20 protein-coding genes are annotated in these 22,219 nt (G+C 65.9%); 10 read left to right on the forward strand and 10 right to left on the reverse strand.

All coding sequences use genetic code 11. The features are described from left to right. Positions 1 to 326 precede the first annotated feature (326 nt). The 3 genes from FFS23_RS05285 to FFS23_RS05295 are packed head-to-tail and all read left to right on the forward strand — an operon-like array spanning position 327 to position 5,872. Positions 327 to 2,264 (forward strand): methyl-accepting chemotaxis protein, encoded by a 1,938-nt coding sequence (locus FFS23_RS05285; protein ID WP_137897748.1) that lies wholly within the window; start codon positions 327 to 329, stop codon positions 2,262 to 2,264. Between the two features lie 51 nt (positions 2,265 to 2,315). Continuing rightward, positions 2,316 to 4,124, forward strand: coding sequence for a methyl-accepting chemotaxis protein (locus FFS23_RS05290; protein WP_137897749.1), 1,809 nt, complete (start codon positions 2,316 to 2,318; stop codon positions 4,122 to 4,124). 47 nt (positions 4,125 to 4,171) lie between these two features. Then, entirely contained in the window at positions 4,172 to 5,872 is a 1,701-nt protein-coding gene (locus FFS23_RS05295) for a methyl-accepting chemotaxis protein (RefSeq protein WP_137897750.1), read from the forward strand. Positions 5,873 to 5,887: 15 nt separating this feature from the next. On the opposite strand, the gene FFS23_RS05300 is transcribed toward FFS23_RS05295, so the two are convergent. Further along, on the reverse strand, positions 5,888 to 6,322 hold the full coding sequence (locus tag FFS23_RS05300; RefSeq protein ID WP_137897751.1) for a pyridoxamine 5'-phosphate oxidase family protein: 435 nt from the start codon (positions 6,320 to 6,322) through the stop codon (positions 5,888 to 5,890). Between the two features lie 194 nt (positions 6,323 to 6,516). On the opposite strand from FFS23_RS05300, the gene FFS23_RS05305 reads away from it, so the two are divergent. Further along, on the forward strand, positions 6,517 to 7,164 hold the full coding sequence (locus FFS23_RS05305; protein ID WP_137897752.1) for a PAS domain-containing protein: 648 nt from the start codon (positions 6,517 to 6,519) through the stop codon (positions 7,162 to 7,164). Here FFS23_RS05305 and FFS23_RS05310 read toward each other — a convergent pair. Continuing rightward, positions 7,161 to 7,931, reverse strand: a complete 771-nt coding sequence (locus FFS23_RS05310; RefSeq protein ID WP_137897753.1) for a thioesterase domain-containing protein — start codon at positions 7,929 to 7,931, stop codon at positions 7,161 to 7,163. The two genes, FFS23_RS05305 and FFS23_RS05310, sit on opposite strands and share 4 nt — an antisense overlap. 353 nt (positions 7,932 to 8,284) lie before the next feature. On the opposite strand from FFS23_RS05310, the gene FFS23_RS05315 reads away from it, so the two are divergent. Continuing rightward, on the forward strand, positions 8,285 to 11,323 hold the full coding sequence (locus FFS23_RS05315; RefSeq protein WP_137897754.1) for a TonB-dependent receptor domain-containing protein: 3,039 nt from the start codon (positions 8,285 to 8,287) through the stop codon (positions 11,321 to 11,323). A 51-nt stretch (positions 11,324 to 11,374) separates the two neighbouring features. Here FFS23_RS05315 and FFS23_RS05320 read toward each other — a convergent pair whose 3' ends face one another. From FFS23_RS05320 to FFS23_RS05330, 3 genes are all read right to left on the reverse strand, one after another. Next, entirely contained in the window at positions 11,375 to 11,563 is a 189-nt protein-coding gene (locus tag FFS23_RS05320) for a BrnA antitoxin family protein (RefSeq protein WP_137897755.1), read from the reverse strand. Positions 11,564 to 11,591: 28 nt separating this feature from the next. Beyond that, positions 11,592 to 11,867 (reverse strand): BrnT family toxin, encoded by a 276-nt coding sequence (locus tag FFS23_RS05325; RefSeq protein WP_137897756.1) that lies wholly within the window; start codon positions 11,865 to 11,867, stop codon positions 11,592 to 11,594. A 92-nt stretch (positions 11,868 to 11,959) separates the two neighbouring features. Further along, entirely contained in the window at positions 11,960 to 14,110 is a 2,151-nt protein-coding gene (locus tag FFS23_RS05330) for a TonB-dependent receptor (RefSeq protein WP_137897757.1), read from the reverse strand. A gap of 207 nt (positions 14,111 to 14,317) precedes the next feature. Here FFS23_RS05330 and FFS23_RS20020 point away from each other — a divergent pair, with 207 nt between their 5' ends. Beyond that, positions 14,318 to 14,455 (forward strand): hypothetical protein, encoded by a 138-nt coding sequence (locus tag FFS23_RS20020; protein ID WP_171009367.1) that lies wholly within the window; start codon positions 14,318 to 14,320, stop codon positions 14,453 to 14,455. Between the two features lie 24 nt (positions 14,456 to 14,479). On the opposite strand, the gene FFS23_RS05335 is transcribed toward FFS23_RS20020, so the two are convergent. Continuing rightward, positions 14,480 to 16,558, reverse strand: a complete 2,079-nt coding sequence (locus FFS23_RS05335) for a TonB-dependent siderophore receptor (RefSeq protein ID WP_137897758.1) — start codon at positions 16,556 to 16,558, stop codon at positions 14,480 to 14,482. Between the two features lie 447 nt (positions 16,559 to 17,005). Here FFS23_RS05335 and FFS23_RS05340 point away from each other — a divergent pair, with 447 nt between their 5' ends. The 3 genes from FFS23_RS05340 (at position 17,006) to FFS23_RS05350 (ending at position 18,962) form a co-directional block, all read left to right on the forward strand. Next, positions 17,006 to 17,254 carry a helix-turn-helix domain-containing protein gene (locus FFS23_RS05340; protein ID WP_137897759.1) on the forward strand — a complete coding sequence of 83 codons (249 nt, stop codon included), beginning with the start codon at positions 17,006 to 17,008 and terminating at the stop codon, positions 17,252 to 17,254. Next, complete coding sequence (locus FFS23_RS05345; RefSeq protein ID WP_137897760.1) at positions 17,251 to 18,516, forward strand: type II toxin-antitoxin system HipA family toxin; 1,266 nt, start codon at positions 17,251 to 17,253, stop codon at positions 18,514 to 18,516. Before FFS23_RS05340 ends, FFS23_RS05345 begins: the two co-directional genes overlap by 4 nt. A 167-nt stretch (positions 18,517 to 18,683) precedes the next feature. Continuing rightward, positions 18,684 to 18,962: a hypothetical protein gene (locus FFS23_RS05350; RefSeq protein WP_137897761.1), complete on the forward strand. Its 279-nt coding sequence runs from the start codon at positions 18,684 to 18,686 to the stop codon at positions 18,960 to 18,962. A gap of 61 nt (positions 18,963 to 19,023) precedes the next feature. Here FFS23_RS05350 and FFS23_RS05355 read toward each other — a convergent pair whose 3' ends face one another. Beyond that, the gene (locus FFS23_RS05355) at positions 19,024 to 19,914 is read right to left on the reverse strand and encodes a hypothetical protein (RefSeq protein WP_137897762.1); all 891 of its coding nucleotides are present in this window, start codon (positions 19,912 to 19,914) and stop codon (positions 19,024 to 19,026) included. Between the two features lie 914 nt (positions 19,915 to 20,828). Here FFS23_RS05355 and FFS23_RS05360 point away from each other — a divergent pair. Next, a complete protein-coding gene (locus FFS23_RS05360) occupies positions 20,829 to 21,269 on the forward strand; it encodes a hypothetical protein (protein ID WP_137897763.1) in 441 nt (146 codons plus the stop codon). On the opposite strand, the gene FFS23_RS05365 is transcribed toward FFS23_RS05360, so the two are convergent. Genes FFS23_RS05365 through FFS23_RS05370 form a run of 3 tightly spaced genes read right to left on the reverse strand, consistent with a single transcriptional unit; the run spans position 21,266 to position 22,142 of the window. Continuing rightward, positions 21,266 to 21,616, reverse strand: coding sequence for a hypothetical protein (locus tag FFS23_RS05365; RefSeq protein WP_137897764.1), 351 nt, complete (start codon positions 21,614 to 21,616; stop codon positions 21,266 to 21,268). The genes FFS23_RS05360 and FFS23_RS05365 overlap by 4 nt on opposite strands. Continuing rightward, positions 21,613 to 21,786, reverse strand: coding sequence for a hypothetical protein (locus FFS23_RS20025; RefSeq protein WP_171009368.1), 174 nt, complete (start codon positions 21,784 to 21,786; stop codon positions 21,613 to 21,615). The genes FFS23_RS05365 and FFS23_RS20025 overlap by 4 nt, the downstream gene beginning before the upstream one ends. Further along, positions 21,783 to 22,142, reverse strand: a complete 360-nt coding sequence (locus FFS23_RS05370; RefSeq protein ID WP_137897765.1) for a hypothetical protein — start codon at positions 22,140 to 22,142, stop codon at positions 21,783 to 21,785. The genes FFS23_RS20025 and FFS23_RS05370 overlap by 4 nt, the downstream gene beginning before the upstream one ends. Positions 22,143 to 22,219 lie beyond the last annotated feature (77 nt).

The following is a 22,219-nucleotide window of genomic DNA, read 5'->3' on the forward strand; positions in this document are numbered from 1 at the left end:
ATGAATAATACGGGCGGAAAGGATCGGATCACCGGCCGGACCCATTAACTCGATCTTAAATCCATATCGGACATATGCGTGATCCAGCGTTTTCCTGTTTCTTTGTTTCGCGTTTCACATGTTCGAATATGGCGTCATGATAATGGGACGCAATAACCTGCGGTTTGCCTGTCTTCGGCGCCGCCTGACATGCCTGCCCCGCCATGACCCGGCGAGGCTGTTTTCGTTGCCGGCAGCGCACGGTGGCCGCCTCACCAGCGGCGGCCCGCGACGCATCATGCCGGTCTGTTGTCCGACGTTTTCCTCCGTATCAAAGGCAATTGGTCATGCGACCCTATCTCTCGTTGAAGGATTCGGCTCATATCCAGACCGCGGTCGCGGAAGTGCGTCGCCTGCGCGGCGCCTTCGCCGAAGGCCGCCTGACCGAGCGCGGCGACGCCGCGGCAGGCAGCGGCGAGGTCCGCGAGTTGCTGAACGAGATCAACGCCATGCTCGACGCGGCGACTGCGCCGGTCGGCGCCTTCAAGGATGCGGTCGCGACCATGTCCGCCGAGCATGAGCGCGGCGACATCGACGTCGTGCTGCCCGCCGCACACTTCGTTGGCGACCTGCGCATCGCCGCGCAGGACGTCAATTACATGGTCGCCAGCCATATCGCCGCCAAGAAGAAGACGATGGCCTGTGTCGCTGCCTTCGGCGACGGCGATTTCGAGGCGCCGCTCGACGCCTTCCCGGGCAAGAAGGCGTTCCTCAACGACACGATCGAGCAGCTGCGCGGCAATCTCAAGGGGCTGATCGCCGAGATGAACCGGATGTCGGCCGAGCACGACAAGGGCGACATCGACGTGTTCGTGCCCGTCGACGCCTTCCGCGGCGATTTCGCGACCATGGCGGCGGGGATCAACACGATGGTCGCCGGCCATATCGCGGTGAAGAAGCAGGCGATGGCCTGTATCGAGCAATTCGGTCAGGGCCATTTCGATGCGCCGCTCGACGCCTTTCCCGGCAAGAAGGCGTTCATCAACGACACGATCGAACTGCTGCGCACCAATTTGCGCGCGATCATCGCCGAGATCCAGCGGCTGATCGTCGCCTCGACCGCCGGCCAGTTGCGCGAGCGCGGCGACGCGGCGCGCTTCAGGGGCGATTTCGCCGGGCTGATCCAGGGCGTCAACGGCATGCTCGACGCGATCCTGCTGCCGATCGGCGAGGGCAATCGCGTGCTCGATCTGGTCAGCACCGGCTCGCTGCTCGAACGCGTCGCGATCGACTGCGACGGCGATCACCAGCGGATGAAGGACGCGATCAACACGCTGGTCGAGTCGCTCGTCAGCTTCGCCGGCAACGTCTCGGGCGCGGCCGACCAGGTCGCCAGCGGCAGCCAGCAGCTTTCGTCGAGCGCCGAGCAGATGAGCCAGGGTGCGACCGAACAGGCCGCGGCGGCCGAGGAAGCCTCGGCATCGATGGAACAGATGGCGGCCAACATCAAACAGACCGCCGACAATGCCGCGCAGACCGAGAAGATCGCGCGCCAGTCGTCGACCGAGGCGGAGCGCAGCGGCGTCGCGGTCGATCGCGCCGTCCGGGCGATGCGGACGATCGCCGAGAAGATCGTCTTCGTCCAGGAGATCGCGCGCCAGACCGACCTGCTCGCGCTCAACGCCGCGGTCGAGGCGGCACGCGCCGGCGACCACGGCAAGGGCTTTGCGGTGGTGGCGGCGGAGGTGCGCAAGCTGGCGGAGCGCAGCCAGACCGCCGCGGCGGAGATCAGCGCGATGTCGTCGGACACCGTCGGTGCGGCGACCGAGGCGGGCGAGATGCTCACCCGGCTGGTGCCCGAAATCCGCCGCACCGCCGAGCTGGTCGCCGAGATCAGCGCCGCCTGCCGCGAACAGGATATCGGCGCCTCGCAGATCAACCAGGCGATCCAGCAGCTCGATCAGGTGACGCAGCAGAACGCCTCCGGCTCCGAGCAGATCTCCTCGACCGCGGGCGTGCTCGCCGACCAGGCGGAGGAATTGCAGCATAGCATCGCCTTCTTCCGCCTGCCCGAGGATGCGGTGCGTCCTACCCGCAGCGTCGCGCACCGGCCGGCGCCGGTGCCGGTGAAGCGCCCCGCGATCAAGGGCACCAAGGCGGCGCGGCTGCTGGCGCCGCGCGCCGGCACGCGCATCGACCCGTCGTCGCGCCTGCGCGGCTTCACCCTCGACCTCGCCACCGGCGGCCCCGATGCCGAGGATGTGGAGTTCGGCCGCATGGAGTGATGCGCTTCCCAGCCTACAATGTCTTACATTGGTTACGGCCGGAGAACGAACGTGCGCGCGACGATCAAGGTGAAGCTGGTCACGACGTTCGGCATTTTGATCCTCATGCTGTTAATAATGGCCGGCATTGGCGTCACCCGCGTCGCCCTGCTCAATACGACGATGACGGGGGTGATCGACGGACCCGTGCATCGGCTGAACATCTCGCAGCAGGGCGTGATCGAGATGAATACGGTGGTCCGCTTCGAAAAGAACATGGCGCTGACCGACGACGAGGTGCTGAAGCGGTCGTTCGACGGTCAGATCGACCAGCATCGCCGTGCGGTCGAGGAGCTGATCGCGCAGGGCAGCAGCATCGCGACCGAACGCGGCAGGCCGTTGTGGGTGCGGATCAGGGAGGAATGGTCTGCCTTCAAAACGGTCAACGACCGCGTCCGCGCCCTCGCGCGGGCCAATGGGAATGACGAGGCGGCGCGTATCTCGATCACCGAATCCGGCAAGGCGGCGGCCGAGATGATCGATACCGCCAACCAGATCGTCGCGCTGCAGAACGAGTTCATGCGCACGGCGCGCGAACAGGCGGCGCAGACCTATGTCGGTGCGCGGGCGAGCATGATCGCCGCTGCGACGATCGCGACCCTGTTGGCGCTCGCCGGCGCATTGTGGATCTCTCGCATCGTCTCGCTCGGCCTGTCGCGCGTGCGCGTCGCGCTCGACGCGGTGGCGATCGGCGATCTCGACCAGACGGTGACGATCACCAGCGACGACGAGATCAAGGACCTGATCGAGACGGTCAACGCGATGACCGCCAATCTACGCCGGTCCGCGACGCTGGCGGACCGGATCGCCGACGGCGACCTGACTGGCGACCACATGCCGCTGTCCGACCAGGACCGGCTTGGCATCGCGCTCAAAACCATGGTCGCGCGGCTCCGCGCGGTCGCCGGGGACACGATCGGCGCGGCCGAGCAGGTCTCCGCTGGCAGCCAGCAGCTCTCGGCCACTGCCGATCAGGTCAGCCAGGGCGCGACCGAACAGGCCGCGGCGGCCGAACAGGCGTCGGCGTCGATGGAGCAGATGGCGGCCAACATCAAACAGAATGCCGACAATGCCGCGCAGACCGAGACGATCGCACGCCGGTCGTCGAGCGAGGCGGAGCGCAGCGGCGCGGCGGTGCAGCGGGCGGTGGGTGCGATGCGCACCCTCGCCGGGAAGATCGGCGTCGTGCAGGAGATCGCCCGCCAGACCGATCTGCTGGCGCTCAACGCTGCGGTAGAGGCGGCGCGTGCCGGCGATCACGGCAAGGGTTTCGCGGTCGTCGCCGCCGAGGTCCGCAAGCTCGCCGAACGCAGCCAGGCCGCTGCGGCGGAGATCAGCGGCATGTCGGCCGACACCGTCGGCGCGGCGACCGAGGCGGGCGACATGCTGGTCCGGCTCGTCCCCGACATCCACCGCACCGCGGAACTGGTCGCCGAGATCAGCGCCGCCTGCCGCGAGCAGGACATCGGCGCGTCGCAGATCAACCAGGCGATCCAGCAGCTCGACCAGGTGACGCAGCAGAACGCCTCCGCCTCCGAGCAGATTTCGACGACATCGGAATCGCTCGCCGATCAGGCACAGGAACTGCAGCACAGCATCGCCTTCTTCCGCTTGCCCGAGGCCCGGTCGATCCTCACCCGGACGCGTGCGCGCAAGGTGCCCGCCATCGCCAAGCGCCCTGCGATCAAGGGCACCCGGACCGCACGACTGCGCAAGTCCACGGCGCTCGTCGACCAGCCCTCGCGCGTTCATGGGTTCGCGCTGGATCTAGCCCCAGGCGGTGCCGATGCCGAGGATGCGGAGTTCGGCCACGTGGGATGACCGTTCCCAGCCTACAATGCCTATATTGTTACGGCTGAGGAACGAACATGCGCGCGACGATCAAGGTGAAGATGGCGATGACCTTCGCCGTCCTGATGCTGCTGCTGGTCGGCGTGGTCTGGATCGGCATCAGCCGGATGGATGCGCTCGACCGCGCGGTCGACGATCTCGTCCACGGCCCGGCCAGACGGCTGGAGATCGCCCAATCGTTCGTCATCAAAGCCAATATCGTCGTCCGCCAGGAGAAGAATCTGGCGCTGATCGACGATGTGACGCAGATGCGGCAGCTCGATGCCGACCTGATGACGACGCGCAACGAGGCGCAGAAGCTGCTCGCGAGCGGCCTTGCCGGCGCGACCGACAAGGAACGACCGCTATGGCAGCAGGCGCAGGCGAAATGGGCCGAATTCCTGCCGGTCCATGATCAGGTCCGCACGCTCGCGCTCGCCAACAGGAATGCCGAGGCAGGCGCGCTGTCGGTCAATCAGTCGCGCCTGCTGGTCAATGCGCTGGTCGCCATCGCCGACCAGATCGTCGATCAGGCGCGTACGCAGATGGTCGAGGCGAACAGCGAGACGCACGCGCTCTGCAACTCGGCGCGGCGGACCTTGTTCGTCACCGCCGGGCTGGCGTTGCTGATCGGGTTCGTCGGCTGTTTCTGGCTGTCGCGGATGGTCGCGCAGGGGTTGCGCACCACCGGGCAGGCGATCGAGACGGTCGCGGCCGGCGATCTGCAAAGCGAGGTGCGCGTCACCGGCAACGACGAGATCAGCGATCTGGTCGCCACCGTCAACACCATGTCGGGCCGCCTGCGTTCCGTGGTGCACAGCATCGGCGAGGCGGCGCACAAGGTCGCGGCGGGCAGCATGCAATTGTCCGCCTCGTCCGAGCAGATGAGCCAGGGCGCGACCGAACAGGCCGCGGCGGCCGAACAGGCGTCGGCATCGATGGAGCAGATGGCGGCCAACATCAAACAGAATGCCGACAATGCCGCGCAGACCGAGAAGATCGCGCGCCAGTCGGCGCGCGATGCCGAGGACAGCGGCGTCGCGGTCGATCGCGCGATGCAGGCGATGCGCACGATCGCCGAGAAGATCGGCATCGTCCAGGAGATCGCCCGCCAGACCGACCTGCTCGCGCTCAACGCCGCGGTCGAGGCGGCGCGCGCCGGCGATCACGGCAAGGGCTTCGCGGTCGTCGCTGCCGAAGTGCGCAAGCTCGCCGAGCGCAGCCAGGCCGCCGCGGCGGAGATCGGTTCGGTCTCCTCCGATACCGTCGTCGCCGCCACCCAGGCGGGCGACATGCTGACCCGATTGGTGCCCGACATCCGCCGCACCGCCGAACTGGTCGCCGAGATCAGCGCCGCCTGCCGCGAACAGGACCTCGGCGCCAATCAGGTCAATCTGGCGATCCAGCAGCTCGACGAGGTGACGCAGCAGAATGCCGCGGCCTCAGCACAGATATCTGCGACGTCGGAGACGCTCGCCGACCAGGCGGAGGAGTTGCAGCAGACGATCGCCTTCTTCCGGTTCGACGATACCGGCCTGACCAAGGCCAGGGTCACGCGCAAGGCGGTGGTCGCCGCCACGCCACGCCGCCTCGCCGTCAAGGGCACCAAAGTGGCGACCCTGAGCAAACCCCGACCGGGATCGGTGCTCGACCAGCAGGCGCGCGTCCGCGGCTTCGCGCTCGATCTGACCAGCGGCGGCCCGGATGCCGAGGATGCGGAGTTCAGTCAGGTGGCGTGAGGCCGCCGGGCCGCGTCAGGGCGTGATCTCGCCCTCGTCGCTGCCGTCCCAATAGCGGATGCGCGCGGCGTCGACGCGGATCATCACGATGCCGGGCGTGTCGATGCCGTCGGGGAAGTAGCGGTCGAGATCCTTGGTCCAATGGTCGGCGAACGCCTGACGGTCCTCGATCAGCGCGGCGCGGCCTTCGACGGCGACGAACAGCGGCGGCCCGCCGAGCATCCCGGCCGCGCCGGTGTAACTGAGCGTCGTGTGCGGATCGTCGCTGAGGTCGGCGATCTTGCGCGAATCCTGATAGGAGAAGAAATAGCTTTCGCCGTGATAGTCGACGTCGCCATTGTTGCTCATCGGCCGTGCGGTGATGACGCCGGCCGCCGAGCGGGTGGCCATCATCGCGAAATCGAGCTTGGCCATCTTCTTCGACAGATCGTGGAGCGTGAGGTCCGTCATGCGGCATGTCCTTTGCTGGGCGCGAAGGTGCGACAGGCACCGGCGGCTGGAACGAACGCAGCCGCCGTTCGGGTGCGTCGTGCCCCCCAAGCCCATATCGCCGCGAAGAATAATCGGTTATGGACTAAGATGCTGCTTTACCACGATACTCTGGCACCCGCCGCGGCACGGGGGCCGGCACCATAGGATTCGGAATGCCTGTTGCGCATTGTGTCTCGAGCACGGCGGGAACGATACTCGTCGCGGACAGCAATTTCTGCCGCCTGCTGCAACGGCCGCATGCCGAATTGATCGGCGCCTCCTATCGGTCGATCACCGTCGCCGAGGATCTCGACAAGAGCGCCGACATGCTCGGTAGCCTCGTCGACAAGGCGGCGCCGACCCGGCTGCGCAAGCGCTATTGGCGCCCCGACGGCACCACCGTCGAGGTCGACCTGCTCGTCTCGCGCTTCGATGCGGCGGGGCATCTGGTCTCGACGCTGTCGTGGCGCGAGGATGAGGCCCCGCGCGACACGCCGTTGCGCATGTGGAAGGCGGCGCTGCGCCTCAAGCACCTCTACAGCCTCAAGATGGAGGAATTCGGCCGCGAGCTGTTCGGCGATTTCCCCGGCCTCATCCTGCTCGACCTCTATCTCGCCGAGGCCGAGGGGCGGCTGGCGTTGGTCGCGGACGTCGCCGGATCGACCGGCCTGCCGGTCGACTCGGTGCAGCGCTGGCTGCGGGTGCTGGCGCAACGCCGGCTGGTGCAGTCGTCCGACGGAACGGCGAGCGTCCAATTGGGGCACGACGGCCTCGGCAAGATCGAACGGCTGCTGACCGCGGCGCTCCAGCCGGTCGACTAAACGCCGCTCGCGGGTCGGTCGTGCAGCAGGTCGGCAAGATCGTCGTACAATTCGGGCTGTTTGAGGATCGTCCAGTGATCGCCCGGCATCCGCCTCATTTCGAAGGTCGCGGCGAACCGGCTCCAGCCGAGATCGACCGCGGTGATCCGCGGCCGGTGCTTGGCCGCCTTGTACAGCAGCACGCGCCCGCCATAATCGGGCAGGGTCGTTCCCGTGATCGCATCCACCCAATAATGCACGAGGAGGCGCATCCGTGATCCGTTGATATGCTTGGGGCTGATCCTGTTCCCCAGCCGCACGTACGCCCGGGCGACGCGCAACAGGCCGCCGCGGATCGCCAGCATCGTCGGCAGGTTGATGACGATATAGCGCAAGCCCCGCGCCAGCTCGGTCCTGACATCCTGCGCGAGGCTCAGTGCGGCGGGTGGATAGACTGCGCTGCTGTCGATCATGATGACCAGGTGCGGCGCGCGGCCGCGGCGCGCCAGCCGGTCGGCGAGCGCGAAGGCGAGCGTCCCGCCGATCGAATAGCCGACCAGCACGACGCGCCGCGCCGTCGGCGTCGCCGACAGAGCGGGTTCGAGCAGATCGAGCAAGGCGGCGAAGGTCCCGGCAGTCCGCAGCGCCATGCGGAGATCCGGCACGCTGCGCAGCTGGTGGACGCTGCCGAACCGCTCCAGCGTCGCTACCAACGTGCGGACGTGATGGCCCGCGTCGTCGCCCAGCCCGGGAAGCAGCAAAAAGTGATAGGGGAGCGCTGCCGTCATGCCTTCGCATCATAATCGATGCCCCGTTGAGGCTTGCTTACCGGCAGCGGCGGGGGCGGTGGTTGACGATGCCGGGCGGCGCGCTGGCATCCGGTCGCGGCGGTGGCCGATGGGAGCGGTCCACCGCCTGCCCGTCAGCGCCCCATATGGCACGCATGCCACAGTTGCAGGGGATAAGTGCCTTCAAAATCAAGATGTATTTACTTTAGGAGGAAATTGGTATTATCCCGGTCTGGTGAGGACCTGATTTGGTTCCGACCGCCGGACAGTTTACGGTAGCGTTACCAGGCGGCGAAAAGAGAGGGAGAGGCGTGTTGATTCACTCGGTTTCGCGTATCGCATTGATCGGTGCGATGGGGCTTTGGACCCTCCCGGCGATGGCGCAACAGGCGCCTGCGGCGACCCCGAATCCGGCCTCGCCCGATGCCGTCACGCAGGCGGCGCAGGCCGATCCGCAGCCCGGCGCCGATGCCGAGGTCGCCTCCGACACCCGCGCCGCGGCGATCGCCGGCCAGTCGGGTGACGCGCCCAGCTCGGGCGAGATCGTCGTCACCGGCACGCGCATCAACCGCCCCAACGTCACCTCGGCCGCGCCGATCACCTCGGTCACGCAGCAGGACATCCGCGCGCAGGCGCCGGTCAACGTCGAGGACGTGCTCAACCGCCTGCCGCAGGTCGCACCCGACAGCCAGCAGACCTACAACGATTCCGACGGTCGCCAGCGCATCAAGCTGCGCACGCTCGGCTTCGAGCGGACGCTGGTGCTGATCGACGGCAAGCGCCTCGGCACGCAGAACGGCCAGGACGTCGGCATCATCCCGCCGTCGCTGCTCGAGCGCGTCGACGTGCTCACCGGCGGTGCCTCGTCGGTCTATGGTTCGGACGCGGTCGCCGGCGTCGTCAACTTCGTCCTGCGCAAGGACTTCGAGGGCGTCCAGCTCGACGCCAACTACAATTTCTACAATCACAACAACAAGGACACGATCGTCTCGCCGCTGGCGCGCAACGCTGGCTTCACCAGCCCGCGCGGCCTGACCAACGACGGCGGCCGCGCCGACCTGACGTTGACCGCCGGCACCAAGCTGTTCGACGGCAAGCTCCACCTCAGCGGCTTCGTCAATTATCGCAAGACCGACGAGGTCCCCCTCACCTCGCGGTCGAACGCGGGCTGCTACCTCACCCAGCTGGAGCTCAACGGTCCGCTGTCGTGCGGCCTGACCCCGAGCAGCTCGACCAGCGGCCTGATCACGCCGCAGCAGGGAACCAACAAGGGCGTGCAGCTCGTCAACAATCCCGACGGCTCGCGCACTTTCGTGCCGTTCGCCGCAGGCCCCGGCAACGCGTCGAACTACTTCAGCGGCTATGCCTATCAGCGGCCGTCCGAGCGGGTGAACGCCGGCGGCTTCGCGACGCTCGAACTTGCCCCCGAGGCCGAACTCTATGCGTCGGGGATCTGGTTCCGCGACAAATCGTACAACAACTATCCGACGATCGCGAGCGGCACCAATATCAACGTCAATTGCAGCAACCCGTATCTGTCGGGGACGCAGGCGACCGCGATCGGCTGCGGCGCGGGCGTGCCAAGCGTGCCCGTCAATATTGCCTATCGTCTCGGCGAGAACAGCGACCGCCCCGACACCTACGTCAACACCGGCGTCCGTCTGACCGGCGGTGTCCGTGGCAAGGTCGGCGATGCCTGGACCTATGACGTGGGCGGCGTCTATGCGCGCAACCATCAGGATTACATCCCGAGCTTCGGCATCGCGGGCAATCTGCAGAATGCGGTCAACGTCGGCGGCACCGCGGCGGCCCCGACCTGCGCCAGCGGCGCGGCCGGCTGCGTGCCGTTCGACATCTTCAGCGCCGGTAACACCGACCCTGCGCTGATCAACTATCTGTTCGGCACCGGCACCTCGGTGACCACCGGCACGCTGTACGACGTCCAGGCCAATATGACCGGCGACCTTGGCAAATACGGCATCACCTCGCCGTTCGCCGAACAGGGTCTGGCGATCGCGCTGGGCACCGAATATCGTAAAGACACGCTCAAATCCTCTGCCGACAGCGCCTATCGCGCCCGGCTCGGCGGCAACGACACCTATCTCAGCCAAGACGTCTGGGAAGCCAATATCGAGGTGCAGGCGCCGCTGATCGAGCACAAGCCGTTCGCCGAGCTGGTGCAGCTCAACGGCGGCTATCGCGTCTCCAAGTACAGCAGCAATCCGAGCACGTTCAACACCTGGAAGGTCGAGGGCGTCTACGCCCCGGTCCGCGACCTGACCTTCCGCGCCTCGTTCAACAAGGCGCAGCGCGCGCCGACCGTCGTCGAGATCCGCCAGGCGAGCAACATCGAGTTCGCGGGCGGCGGTTCGGGCACGTTCAACGACTTCTGCGCCCCGACCGTGGTAAATGGCGTTCTGGGCGCGCCGGTCGCCTCGCGCGAAGTGTGCCGCGCGACCGGCCTGTCGGACGCGCTCTACGGCAGCCAGACGCTGCTGTGCAGCAACAACCCCACGCCGAGCGGAAACAGCACCGCCTGTTCGGTGCGCTCGGGCGGCTTCACCGCCGATCCGGAAACCGCCTACACCCAGACCTATGGCCTGGTGGTCAAGCCGCGCTTCATCAAGGGACTGGTCTTCTCGGTGGACCGTTACCGGATCAAGATCGACAATTCGCTCGGCTACAACGACTATAGCTATTACACCGACGGTTGCCTGCGCTCGGGCGGCGATCAATATTTCTGCCAAGGCATCGTCCGCAACCCGACCACCGGTACGCTCTTCGCCAACGGCACGAACGCGACCACCGGCTTCATCCGCCAGGGCACGACGAACTATTACACCTCGATCGCGCAGGGCTGGGATTTCCAGGCGCAATATGCGCTCGACCTCGACACGATCGGCCGTCTCGACTTCGGCTTCAACGGCTCGCTGACCACCTTCGCCGGCGGCCAGGATTCGCCGGTGCAGCCCGAGCGCAATTGCGCGGGCTATTACGGCAACGGCTGCGGCCAGCTGATCCCCAAGTGGAGCCATGGCCTGCGCACCACCTATACGACGATGGACAAGAAGTTCAGCGCCTCGTTCAACTGGCGCTATGTCGGCTCGCTGACCAACGCCAACAATTCGGGCGATGCGGCGATCGGCGGCACCCCGGAGCGGGCGCTGACCAATTACTATCGCGTCGCGCCGCAGAACTATTTCGACCTGGCGCTCAACTTCGCGATCGCCAAGCAGTTCGCGCTGCGCCTGATCGCCAACAACCTGCTCGACAAGAGCCCGCCGATCGTGCCGGATTCGTACAATATCAGCCTGGCACGCAGCAACACCATCCCCCAGCGTTACGACTCGCTGGGCCGCAACATCGCGATCGGCACGACGATCAACTTCTAAGCCTGACCATCCGTCATCCCGGCCATGCCGGGATGACGCGATCGCGGCCGGTCAGATCTGTCCGGCCGCGACCATCCTTGCCAACAATGCGTTGACCCGCGTCTGCCAGCCGGGGCCGCTGCCGCGCAGATGCTCGACCGTCGCCGCATCCAGACGGATCTTGATCTCCACCTTCGGTGCGTCCGACTTGGGACGCCCGCGTCGCGATGGCGTCATCCCGCTCATGAAGGTGGCATCCATCGGCGGGTTGTCGTCGTGGATAGCGGGATCAAATTTGGCCATGATAGAATCTCGCTTCATGTTTCTCGGCGGGACGCAGGCTGATCGCGCGCACGGCACCGTCATGGGAGCCTTCGGTAAACACCAGCACATGCAGGCGATCGGCAATCATCCCCAAGGCAACGAACCGGACCTCCCCATAATCGAAGCGATCGTCCTCACGCTCCAATGCCGTGTCCCAGTCAAAGCCTGCCGCCGCACGCAGCGACACACCATGTTTGGCGAGATTGCGCGCATCCTTGGCTGGATCGAACTCGATCTCCATCGTCGTTTATCGTACACCCGGAAATAGACGTCGCAAAGCCATAGTCCACCATAGGTGGTCAGGGATCTGCCCGATGCGGCCCGCGCCGGGCGTCAGCCGAACGCCTTGCTGACCCCGAAGAAGACGCCGCGCCGCGGGCCATATTGCGGCGCACCGACGCCGACCCCGCCGCCATCGCGGATCTCATATTTGTGGTCGGCGACGTTGATGACGTCGAAGCGCACATCGACGTTGGGCGCGGCGAAATGGTGGCTCGCGGTCAGGTTGACCTGCGCATAGGGCGACAATTTGGCGCCGTTCGGCACCGCACCGTCGGTGCGCAGGCCCGAACCGTAGAGCAGGCTGCCGCCCAGCTTGGTCCCGGCCAGCGCGCCCGTGCGCATCGCATAGGACAGGCCGCCCGAGCCGGTGTAGCTCTGGTCGTGATCGAGATAGATGTAATGGTCGGCGATATAGGCGAGATCGTCGGCGCCGAAGCTGAACTGGCTCGAGACGATGTCACGCCCCTTCGCCTTCGCCGCGGCGAAATTGGCGTACACGCTCCACGGCCCGCGGGCGTAGCTCGCATTCGCCTCGATCCCGCCGATCCGCCCCTGCGCATAGTTGAACGGCGTCAGGATGATCGGTGCGCCGAACTGGCCCTCGTCGATCAGGTTCTTGGAGATGCGGTAATAAGCGTCGATGCCCCAGGTGAGATGCGCATCGGGCTTTATCTGGAAGCCGGCGTCGAAATAATGCTGGCGCTCGGCGAACGGTGTCGTGTCGGTGGTGACCGCGGGATAGGCGCTGGTGCCGGCGAGCGAGGCGACGCTGGTCACCGCGACATTCTCGAAGGGCGGCGGCACGAAATAGCGCGCATAGCCGATATGGCCGGTGAAGCGGGCATCGGGCTGCCAGACCAGATTGGCGCGCGGGCTGAGCTGGTTCTCGGTGCGATAGCCGGCATAATGGTCGTAGCGCGCGCCATAGTTGAGCGTCAGCGTGCGCGCGAACGCCCATTCGTCCTGCAGATAGCCGCTCAGCGTCACCGCGGTCTTGGCGGCGCGATCGGCGATCACGATCGGCTCGCCCGCCTGCGCGCCGTCGTCGTCGACCGGGAAGACGTTGGTCTGCGTCGCGCTGGTGCTGCGGTCGCGGCTGGCGAGCAGGCCGCCGCGCAGCGTGTGCGCGCTGCCGAGATGGTAGACCGCGTCGGTCTGTGCGCCGAGCGTGAAATCCTGCTTGAGCGCCGCCTGCGCCTGGCCGTTGAACAGCAGTTCGCCGAGCACGTCGGGGCGATAGCGCAGCGATGAATAGCGGCCGAACACCGACGCTTGCACGGTCAGCGGTTCGGCGTCGTGGAGGATGCTGAGCTGCCCGAAGCCGGTACGTTCGAGCTGGCGCTCGTCGAGCGCCTCGCTCGGAAAGGCGGTGCGGCCGCCGACCGACCAGGTCCCGTCGGGCTGCGCGCCGACCGGATTGGGGATCTGGAACCATTGGTTCGAATAGCCGCCGACGAACGAGATGCGGTTGTTGTCGTTCAGGATGTGATCGACATAGGCGAAGCCCTGATATTGGTCGGTATCGTCGTGCACCGGGTTCGACCGGCCGTCGACGCTCTCGATGCCGAGCGCGTCGTGGCGATAGTCGCCCGAGACGAAGTAATTGGTCCGCCCGGTCGAGCCGCCATAGGTGAAGCTCGGCTCGATCGTGTCGTGGCTGCCGCCGTACAGCGACACGGTGCCGCCGTTCTGGAACAGCCCGCTCTTGGTGGTGATATCGATGATCCCCGCGCTGCGCAGGCCATATTGCGCGGGCAGCGCGCCAGTGAGCAATTCGAGCTTGTCGACGAGGCGCGGCGACAGCGTCTGGCCGAATACCGCCAGCCCTTCGGGCAGGATGGTGCCGTTGATGCGATATTGCAGGCCGTTATGATCGTCGCGGACGTGGAACTGGCCGAAGCCGTCCTGCACCACGCCGGGCAATTGCAGCAGGATCTGGTTGAACTGCTGGTTCTCGCCGCCCGGCAGCGCCTGGATCGTCGCGCTGGTCATCTCGTAGCTGGTCGCGCCGAGGCTCGGCTGGATATGCGCGCGCGCCGCATCGAGCCGCTGGCCGGTGACGACGATGTCGGTGCCGGCGCCCGCATCGCCGGTCTGCGCAGCCGGGGCGGTTACGGGCGGCACCGGCGCCGGCGCATCCTGCGCGCGGGCGATCGACGGGGCGAGGAACGGCAGCAGGCTTACGATCAGGGCAGGTCGCATCGGCGTCCCCTATGTTATAGTGTAACATGATCTCCCGGGCCGCAGCCCCTGCACCGCACGTTCGCCACCGGCAAGCCGAACCGGCGATGATGACGCATTATTCATCAGGACGTTAGCCGAACGGGCGACTGGCCCCCTTCGCGCGCCGACCGTCGGTGCCGTTTCTGCGCGCTCGTGCGTTTGCACCGTACAGCAGAGGACGAAACGATGAACCCGACCCGCATTCCGGGCAACGAGCCCCCCGGCGATATGTCCACCGAGCCGGGCACCGGCATACCGAACGACAGTCCGGCGGAGCATGATCTGCCCGATGACGAGGCCGATAAACTGGGTAATTTCGCTTAGACGGAACGCCGTGCGTCGGTGTGGTCAGATCCCGATCCGCAAGGACGCGCGCACCGTTCGCGGTGCGCCGGGGAAGACCCACAACCTGCTGTAGGAACTTGCGGCATAGCGGGCGTCGAAGAGGTTGTCCGCTTCGAGGCGGACGCGCAGCACGTCGGACACCGGTACCTCGATCGCGGCCTTCGCCTTGACGTAGTCGGGCAGCACCAGCGGCACGGCGTCGAGCGATCCGGCGCGGTCGCCGACATAGCCGATGCCGCCGCTGAGCTGCCATGTGCGGTTCGCCAGCGGTAGGTGGTGCACCACGAACACGGTGCCGGCATGGGCGGGAACGCCGAGGACCCGCGGCGTCGCGAAGGCCGCGTCGTCGTTGCGTGCATCGACCCAGGCGTAATTGGCGACGACCTGCCAGCGCTGCCCCAGGCGCAGCGAGGCGTCGACCTCGACACCCCGGCTGTTCAACTCGCCCACCGGCGCATTGAACCCGGCGTCGATGGGATCGGTGGTCAGGATGTTCGTCTTCGCAATGTCGAACCAGGTCAGGCCGACGTCCAGCCCGGGCCAGCGTCCGGCAACGCCCACTTCATAGCCGCGCGCCTGTTCGGGGGCGAACCCCTCCCCGGTCCGCCCGGTGCCCGAGTTGAGGAGGAAGGACTCACCCCAATTGGCGTGGACGGAGACATGGTCGTCCACAGCATAGCGCGCGCCGGCGCGGAACTTGACCGGCGCGTCGACGGTGCGTCCGGTACCGCCCGTGGTGTTGTTGACGATCGTCTGGCGATAGGGATCGATCCTGGCCCCACCGACGAGGGTGAGCCGGTCGGTCGCGTCCCACATGTCCTGCACGTAGAGCGTGCCGGCCCAGCGGCGCTCGTCGTTGTTGGTGAAGGGCAGAAGCGGCGCGGCGATCGCGCCATAGGTCGGCGCAGGATCGTACAGATCGACCGCATAGGGCGCCGCCCCGGTGGGATTGCGGCGCATCCAGCGCTCGCCATAGGTCAGGCGATAGCCCTTCAGTCCGAGGCTCACGCGGTGCCGTCCGACGTCGCCGGCGAGTTCCAGCCGTGCGGACAGATCGTCGACGACAAAGTCGCGCGACCGGCGCTGGCGCCATAGCTGCGTGCCGACGATCCGCGACTGATCCGCGGAAAAGCCCTTGAGCGATCCCGTCCGCCACACGACACCGCCGTTCAGCGTCCAGCGGGTGTCGAGCCGCGCGAGGCCGGTGAGCTGATGGCGCATATTGCGGAACCGCGTGACGCCGTTCGCCGGCTCGCCGTAATAATTTGAGCGCGGCAGCGCATTGGCATCGTCGCCGACGGCGGGGATGCCGCGATCGAACGGCGTGTCGAACCGCATGATCTCGCCGAGATAGGTCAGGCGAACCGCCGCGCTGGGCTGCCAGGTCAGCGATGGCGAGACGATGCGGCGCCGGAGCGAGACGGTATCGCGCCAGCCGTCGCTGTCCTCCGCCGCGACGACGATCCGTGCGGCCAGAGTGTCGCTGATCGGCCCCGTCGCATCGAGCTCGGCCCGGCGCGTATCGAACGATCCGTAGGTGACGGCAGCATGCGCATGCGACGAGAAGCGCGGCACCTTGCTGACGATGTTGACCCGCCCGCCCGGATCGACGTCGCCGAAGACGGCGCCCGCCGGCCCTTTCAGCACCTCGATCCGCTCGACCGTCGCGGGATCGCGGGGCGGCGCCATGCCGCGATTGGCGACGAAGCCGTCGACGTAGAATTCGGCGCCGCCATCGGGTGTGCCAAGAAAGCCGCGGATGGCGAAATTGTCGAGGACACCGCCGCGATTGTTCTGCTGGCTGAAGCCGCTGACCAGCTCCAGCGCATCGCTGAGCCGGTACGTGCCCGCCGCTTGCAGGACGTCGTGTTCGAGCGAGCGGCTGGACTGCGACATCCGCTCGGTCACCGGATCGGACGACAGCGTCCGATCGACCGTGCTGCGCGTGCCGAGCACGACGATGTCGGCGCGCTCCTCCTCGACGTCCTGCGCCTCCGCGGCGAGCGGCGCGGCACCGATCGCAAGGACGTACCCCAAAGCGGACGGACGGAAACGACGGACGAAGCCGGTAGTAAGAGGCATGCGGTCTCCAGGCACCGGTCCATCATGCGATGCGTCGGCGTTAGGTATGTTGCAACGTATCATAGAGCCGCTTTGCTGCGACGCAATACCGCCTGTCCCGACAGGTGAGGCCGGAGCGGAGGCTCCCGACAGACCGGGCGCAAGGCGTATAAGCGATGTCGCCAACGCGATCTGGCCTCCGTCAGCGACGAAGGCGTAGCAGTCACCACCCGGCCGACCCTGATGCGGTCACGTGGTCGGCTGCGCCTAATCCGAAACGGTAGGATCGACGCCGATCAGCTATGGGCAGCCGTCGCGCGGCGTCATGCCGGGTGAAGAATAGTTTCCCGATCGGGAAAAATAGCGGCTTAGATGCTTCAAGCGGCATCAACCTTTCCCGAACGGGAAAGAAGAGCTTGATTTCCAAGTGCCAATGTCTGATCTTTCCCGTTCGGGAAAGGATGTTTCATGGATCATGCTGACAAGGAAAACGATGCGCTATGGTTCTCCCGCCGCTTCGGCGCGCTTGTACGAGCGCGTCGCCAGCAAATGGGGCTCAGTCTCGAGGATCTGGCTACCGTTGCCGGTGTAGGCATCCGCTTCGTCCACGAACTGGAGAAGGGCAAGCCGACCTGCCAGGTCGGCCGCGCTTTCGTCGTCGCCGGGCTGGTCGGGCTGGACCCGGTCAGCCTGCTCGAAGCGCAGAGCGCCGCATGATCCTGCCGGTCTATTTCGAGGAACATCTGGTCGGTGAGGTCCATGAGGAGGCCGCCGGACCACGGTTTGTCTATGCCTCTTCGTGGACGAACGCCCGGCATGCTTTTCCAATTTCCATCACGATGCCGCTCGACGAGCATGGGGTGGAGTCCGCCCGTTTCCTGACCTGGGCGAGCAACCTGCTACCGGAGGCCGAGCAGCTTGCGGTCATCTCGCGCCAGCTCGGCGTCGCGCAGACCGACGTTCTGGCCCTGCTGGAAGCGATCGGCCGGGATACCGCGGGCGCGCTGTCGTTCGGTGCACCGGGGCTGACCGGAACGCAATCCTGGCAGCGGATCGCCACTGACGACGATCTCGAACGCATCATCGAAGAACTTCCCCGCAAGCCGTTCCTTGCCGGGGACGATGGCGTGTCGATGTCGCTGGCAGGCGTTCAGATCAAGCTGGCGGTGGCCTGCGACGCCGATGGCCATCTTTACATCCCGCTCGACGGCTCACCGTCCACGCATATTCTAAAGCCCGACAGCGACCGTCTCCACGGCAGCGTGCAGAACGAAGCCTGGTGCCTGACGCTGGCCCGGCATTGTGGCCTGACCGTGCCGCCGGTTACGACCGGCGTGGCGGGCGGCAGGCAATACTTCCTGATCCCGCGATACGATCGCTTGTCGGATGGTATGAACTGGCACAGATTGCATCAGGAAGACTTCTGCCAGGCTTTGGGGAAGCCACCCTCCGCCAAGTACGAGCGCAACAGAACGGGCATTCGTGGCTCGACCATCGCCGACATGATGAACCTCGTCCGGCGACAGGCGCTCGCGCCTGATGCGTTGCGACTGTTCGATGCCGTCGTCTTCAATGTGCTGGCGTGCAACACCGATGCCCATGCCAAAAACTATTCGATCCTGATCCCGGCAGGATCGCGAGTGCGGACCGCCCCCCTGTATGACGTGATGTGCGCGGAGGTGTTCGACGGTGTCACCCGCAATCTCGCGCAGACGGTCGCAGATAAGAACCGCGGCGACTATCTGAAGCGAAGGCACTGGCTGCGGCTCGCCGCCGCCTGCGGATTGGGCGCAGCACCGACCATCCGCCGCGTTCGCACGCTGGCGAACCGGGTGCTGGCCAACGTCGTTCGGGCGCGGATGGATGTCGAAGCCATGCCCGCGGGGGGCGACGCCACCCTGCCGATGATCGTCGACGCGGTTACCGCGCGGTGCCGCGCGATCCTTGCCGGTCTCGATGACATGGAGGGCGTAAAGTAGGGCGTCTTCGATCATTCCTTTGTCGCCGCGTAGAATGCTCGGGACTTCTGTGCTGATCGCACCAATTTGCGCTCACTCGCCGCCGCTTCGCGATAATCGACGACGGCAACGGCTTCCGGCTTTTATCCTGATCGCGCGACGATCTCAGGCATCAGTTCGACGAACTGGTGCCCAGAACCCCCACACGACTACAGCCCGCCGACGTCCTGCGCCCCGCCGCGCTCGACGCCCTGAAGGCGCTCGCCTGCCCCGCCGCAGCCCTCGACATCGCCGACGACGGTGACCTGTGCACTTACACCGTCGCTGCCGTCCGGAAGGTTTCGGCCATGCCCTCCATCGCCGTCGATCCGATACGGATTCTGCGCATCCACGCCGCCGTCCCGCCGCTTGGGGAAGCCCCCTTCACGGACGCCTTCCTCAGCCTTCGGAACACCCTTGCGCGCTGACGCGAGAAGGGCCCCGGCAGTCTCCCGCCGAGGCCCTTACAGGAGGCCGGATCGTCGGTCGTCAGCGTCCCTGACGCTTCATCCCATCCACGATCTCCTCGCGCTCACGACGCAGCTCCGGATCGCCCACGCTCTTCTTCATCACCGCCCGAGTGCGGCGCTGTCCCTCCGGCCGCTCACGCTTGCCGTACCTGTCGGTGACGCCCTCGATCGCCTCGCGAAGCTCGTACTCGAAGTCGATGTCGCCGGCCCAATAATCGAAGACGTCGAGCATCCGCTCGGTGCCGTCCTGGCGCTTTTGACGGATCGCCTCCTCACGCTCGGATCGCCGCTTGGGATCCTTGATCAATGTGAGTTCCTCCGCCATCGCATCCGCGCCGACGTGGCCGCTCACGGCCCGCATGACCGTCCACGCCGGACCCATGGCGAACATGGGTGCCATGATGCTCAGAAGGTGCTCGCTCACAACGTACTCGATGAAGGCGGCGTCCTTGGATTTGGCGACAGCAAGTTTGCTCCGCGCCTCCTCGAGATGACGCTGCGCAGTCTCCACCTGACGCTCTGCCTTACGCACTCCCGTCACGTGCCTTGCGACCGACTTCGACTGCCTCTGAACAGCCCTTCCGATGGCTACGCCGGCCGGTGCGGGCGAGGCGAGCCTCGACCGTTCGAAGGGGGCAGCGCCGCCCTGCAGCCAGCGCGCCCACAGCACCGGATTCACCCGGTCGGGCATCATCGCAGTGACGAACTCACGCAGGACCTCTTCGCGGTCTTCCTGAGTTCGCAGCATGTCCAGCGAAACGCTATCCATGTCCAGACCACCACGGTGGTCCAATGCACGTGCAGCCACCATCGCGAGGATGGCTGCAAAGTCTTCGGTGCCCTGCGGGTCGTCGGCTTTGGACGCTGAAGCGCTATGGCCGACCCGGGCCACGTCAGTCGTCGATGTCATAAGCTAAAGCCCCCTTGGGGCGCGCCTGGAACGGTCAATAGACCGGCACTCCCATGGTCGTGAAAATGTATCCAGACGCGGACATCGTCAACGACTTCCGGAAGGGCCCCACCTTGGCTTTGTCATATCCACGGGGCTCCGTTTCACTCCGTTCGAGGACATGACAAATCCGCTACCAGACCCTCCGGTTCTGGCTTTTTGACCCCTGACAAAAAGGTAGTTTTGTCATGCTCAAAAAGTTCGGCGCAATACCGTAAACCTGGGGACTCCAGATTTACTGCGCCCCTAATCGCGCTGCACGCTCACGAAGCTGAAAAATGAGCCAATCGGCCGCTTGCCGCTGCACCCTCTTTTTGCCGGTTTGTCATGTCCAAGGGTGCGCCGATTACGCCGTATCTTGACATGACAAAAGTTGGTTCCGAGGTTGGCAAAAGGGCCAAACGTCACATGACAAAAGATGCAATTTGTCATGCTCAAAAAGTTGGGCGCAATACCGTAAATGTGCCGCCGGCAAATTCACTGCGCCTCCAAGGGGCATGGTCAGCGGAGACGTTGATTTCGACGTGATGACACACCTGCCAGCAGAACGTGCCCTCTACCGATTTGTCATGCCCCTTAGCCGTTCCGTGGGGCGGATGCGGGGACCAACTGCGCGGCTGCTATAGGTCGGGTGGCGCGTGTCCGCGCCAGGTCCTCCAGCCGACATGATCGGCTTCCGGAAGGCGGCAGCGCCAGTTGCGCTGAGGACGTTAGCAAGGTTCGGTCATAGCCGATTTGTCCTCGGCCATCTCAGGAAAGACAGACGACTGGTAGGCCGGCAATCTCACTGCCAACGGTACAGAGCAGGAAGGCAGCGACGCGAAGCTGTCGACGTGGATGAAAGCGAAGGCAGCCTGATCCGATCCGACCGGGCGGTGATCCTGCTGCCGAAAGAACCCATGTCCTTAAATGCCAATCCCTGCGCCTCCGGTTCCGGGACCAACCCCGCCTGGCTGCTCGACCTGATCGGGCGAATCATGATGACGCACCGTCTGCCGTGGGACTATCTGGTCGTGGCGCTGGGGACGGCGCCGGGCGATGCCGTCGCGCTTATCGACCACGGCTGCCTGCCGCACATCGACCACGGGCAAACTGAGCGCCTCCGACTGTTCGCCAACATCCTCCAGCGGATCGAACACGGGCTCGGCCATGATGGCGCCGCCATCCGCCGCGCCTTCGAATGTCCGCTGTGCGTGCTGTCGGGCCTAACGCCCGCCAAGATGCTCGGCGGCACGATCGAGGATCTTTGGCGGCTGCGCGCCGCCATCGACACGATCGAGGCGCCCCGGACCAAATGGTACCGGGTCGGTCACTAACATTGCTTCCGGGCATCCCGGCGCGTCTGGCGTCGCGCCGCAACGTCGGTTTGCCCGATCAGCACCGAGAACGGGTTGTTCGACCGCAGCAGGCGCCCGTCGGCATCGTCCGCCGTCATGCACCGGATAATCATGTCGAGGGGCTCACCGAGAAGGGCATGCCACAGCCGCTGCCCGAGCGTCGCCTCGCCTGTCCCGACGACCATGGCGATCCGGGTGGCCGCCGCCTGCACGAGTTCGGGGCGTTCGCGAAGGACGTCGGCGTAATGGCGCGCACGAAGCATGCGTTCTGCCTCGTTGATATCGTGCGCTGTGGGAGATCGGTCGCCGGGGTTCTCCATCGTCACGCCCCCGTCGGGATCGACCTGGCCAGCAGGCCGATGATCGTCATCGCGCAGCCGGTGAGCAGCACGACCAAGCCGATGCCTCTAACCCGCCGGCGCTTGCCGATCTCGCCTGCCGCAAGCAAGGCGGCGCCGTTGAGAAGCAGCGCCACTCCCGCGTCGGAAGCGATCATGGCGTATCGCACTTGGGAGCGGCACCCTTGCGAAAGACCGCCTCGATCAACGCAGGGCACAGGTCCCGATTGGTGTCGATGACCCGCAGCCAGTCGGCATGGGCCGCCAGCGTCCAGAAGTCGCCGTGCGCCAATCCAGCGCATACATCGTCCTTCACCGCATCGTTGAAGCCACGCGAGTTGATAAGCCAGGCGATGGCATCATCCTCGGACCCGGTCAGCCCGATCAGTAGGCCGAGCATCTCGATCAGCGTCGTCCGACCATCCTCGCCGCCATACCGGCTGTCCGGATCGTCGAGGATGAGGTCGACGAAGTTCGCATAGTGCGACATCTCCAGGCGCAGGCGCTCCAGCATAGCGTCGCTGACGGGGGGTGTGGGGTGGCTCATAGTCGCTCCGCTTCAGATGCGCGCGAAGCTAACAGGCCCGGCGG

It is taken from the genome of Sphingomonas sp. 2SG, assembly GCF_005503285.1.
GTDB lineage: Bacteria > Pseudomonadota > Alphaproteobacteria > Sphingomonadales > Sphingomonadaceae > Sphingomonas > Sphingomonas taxi.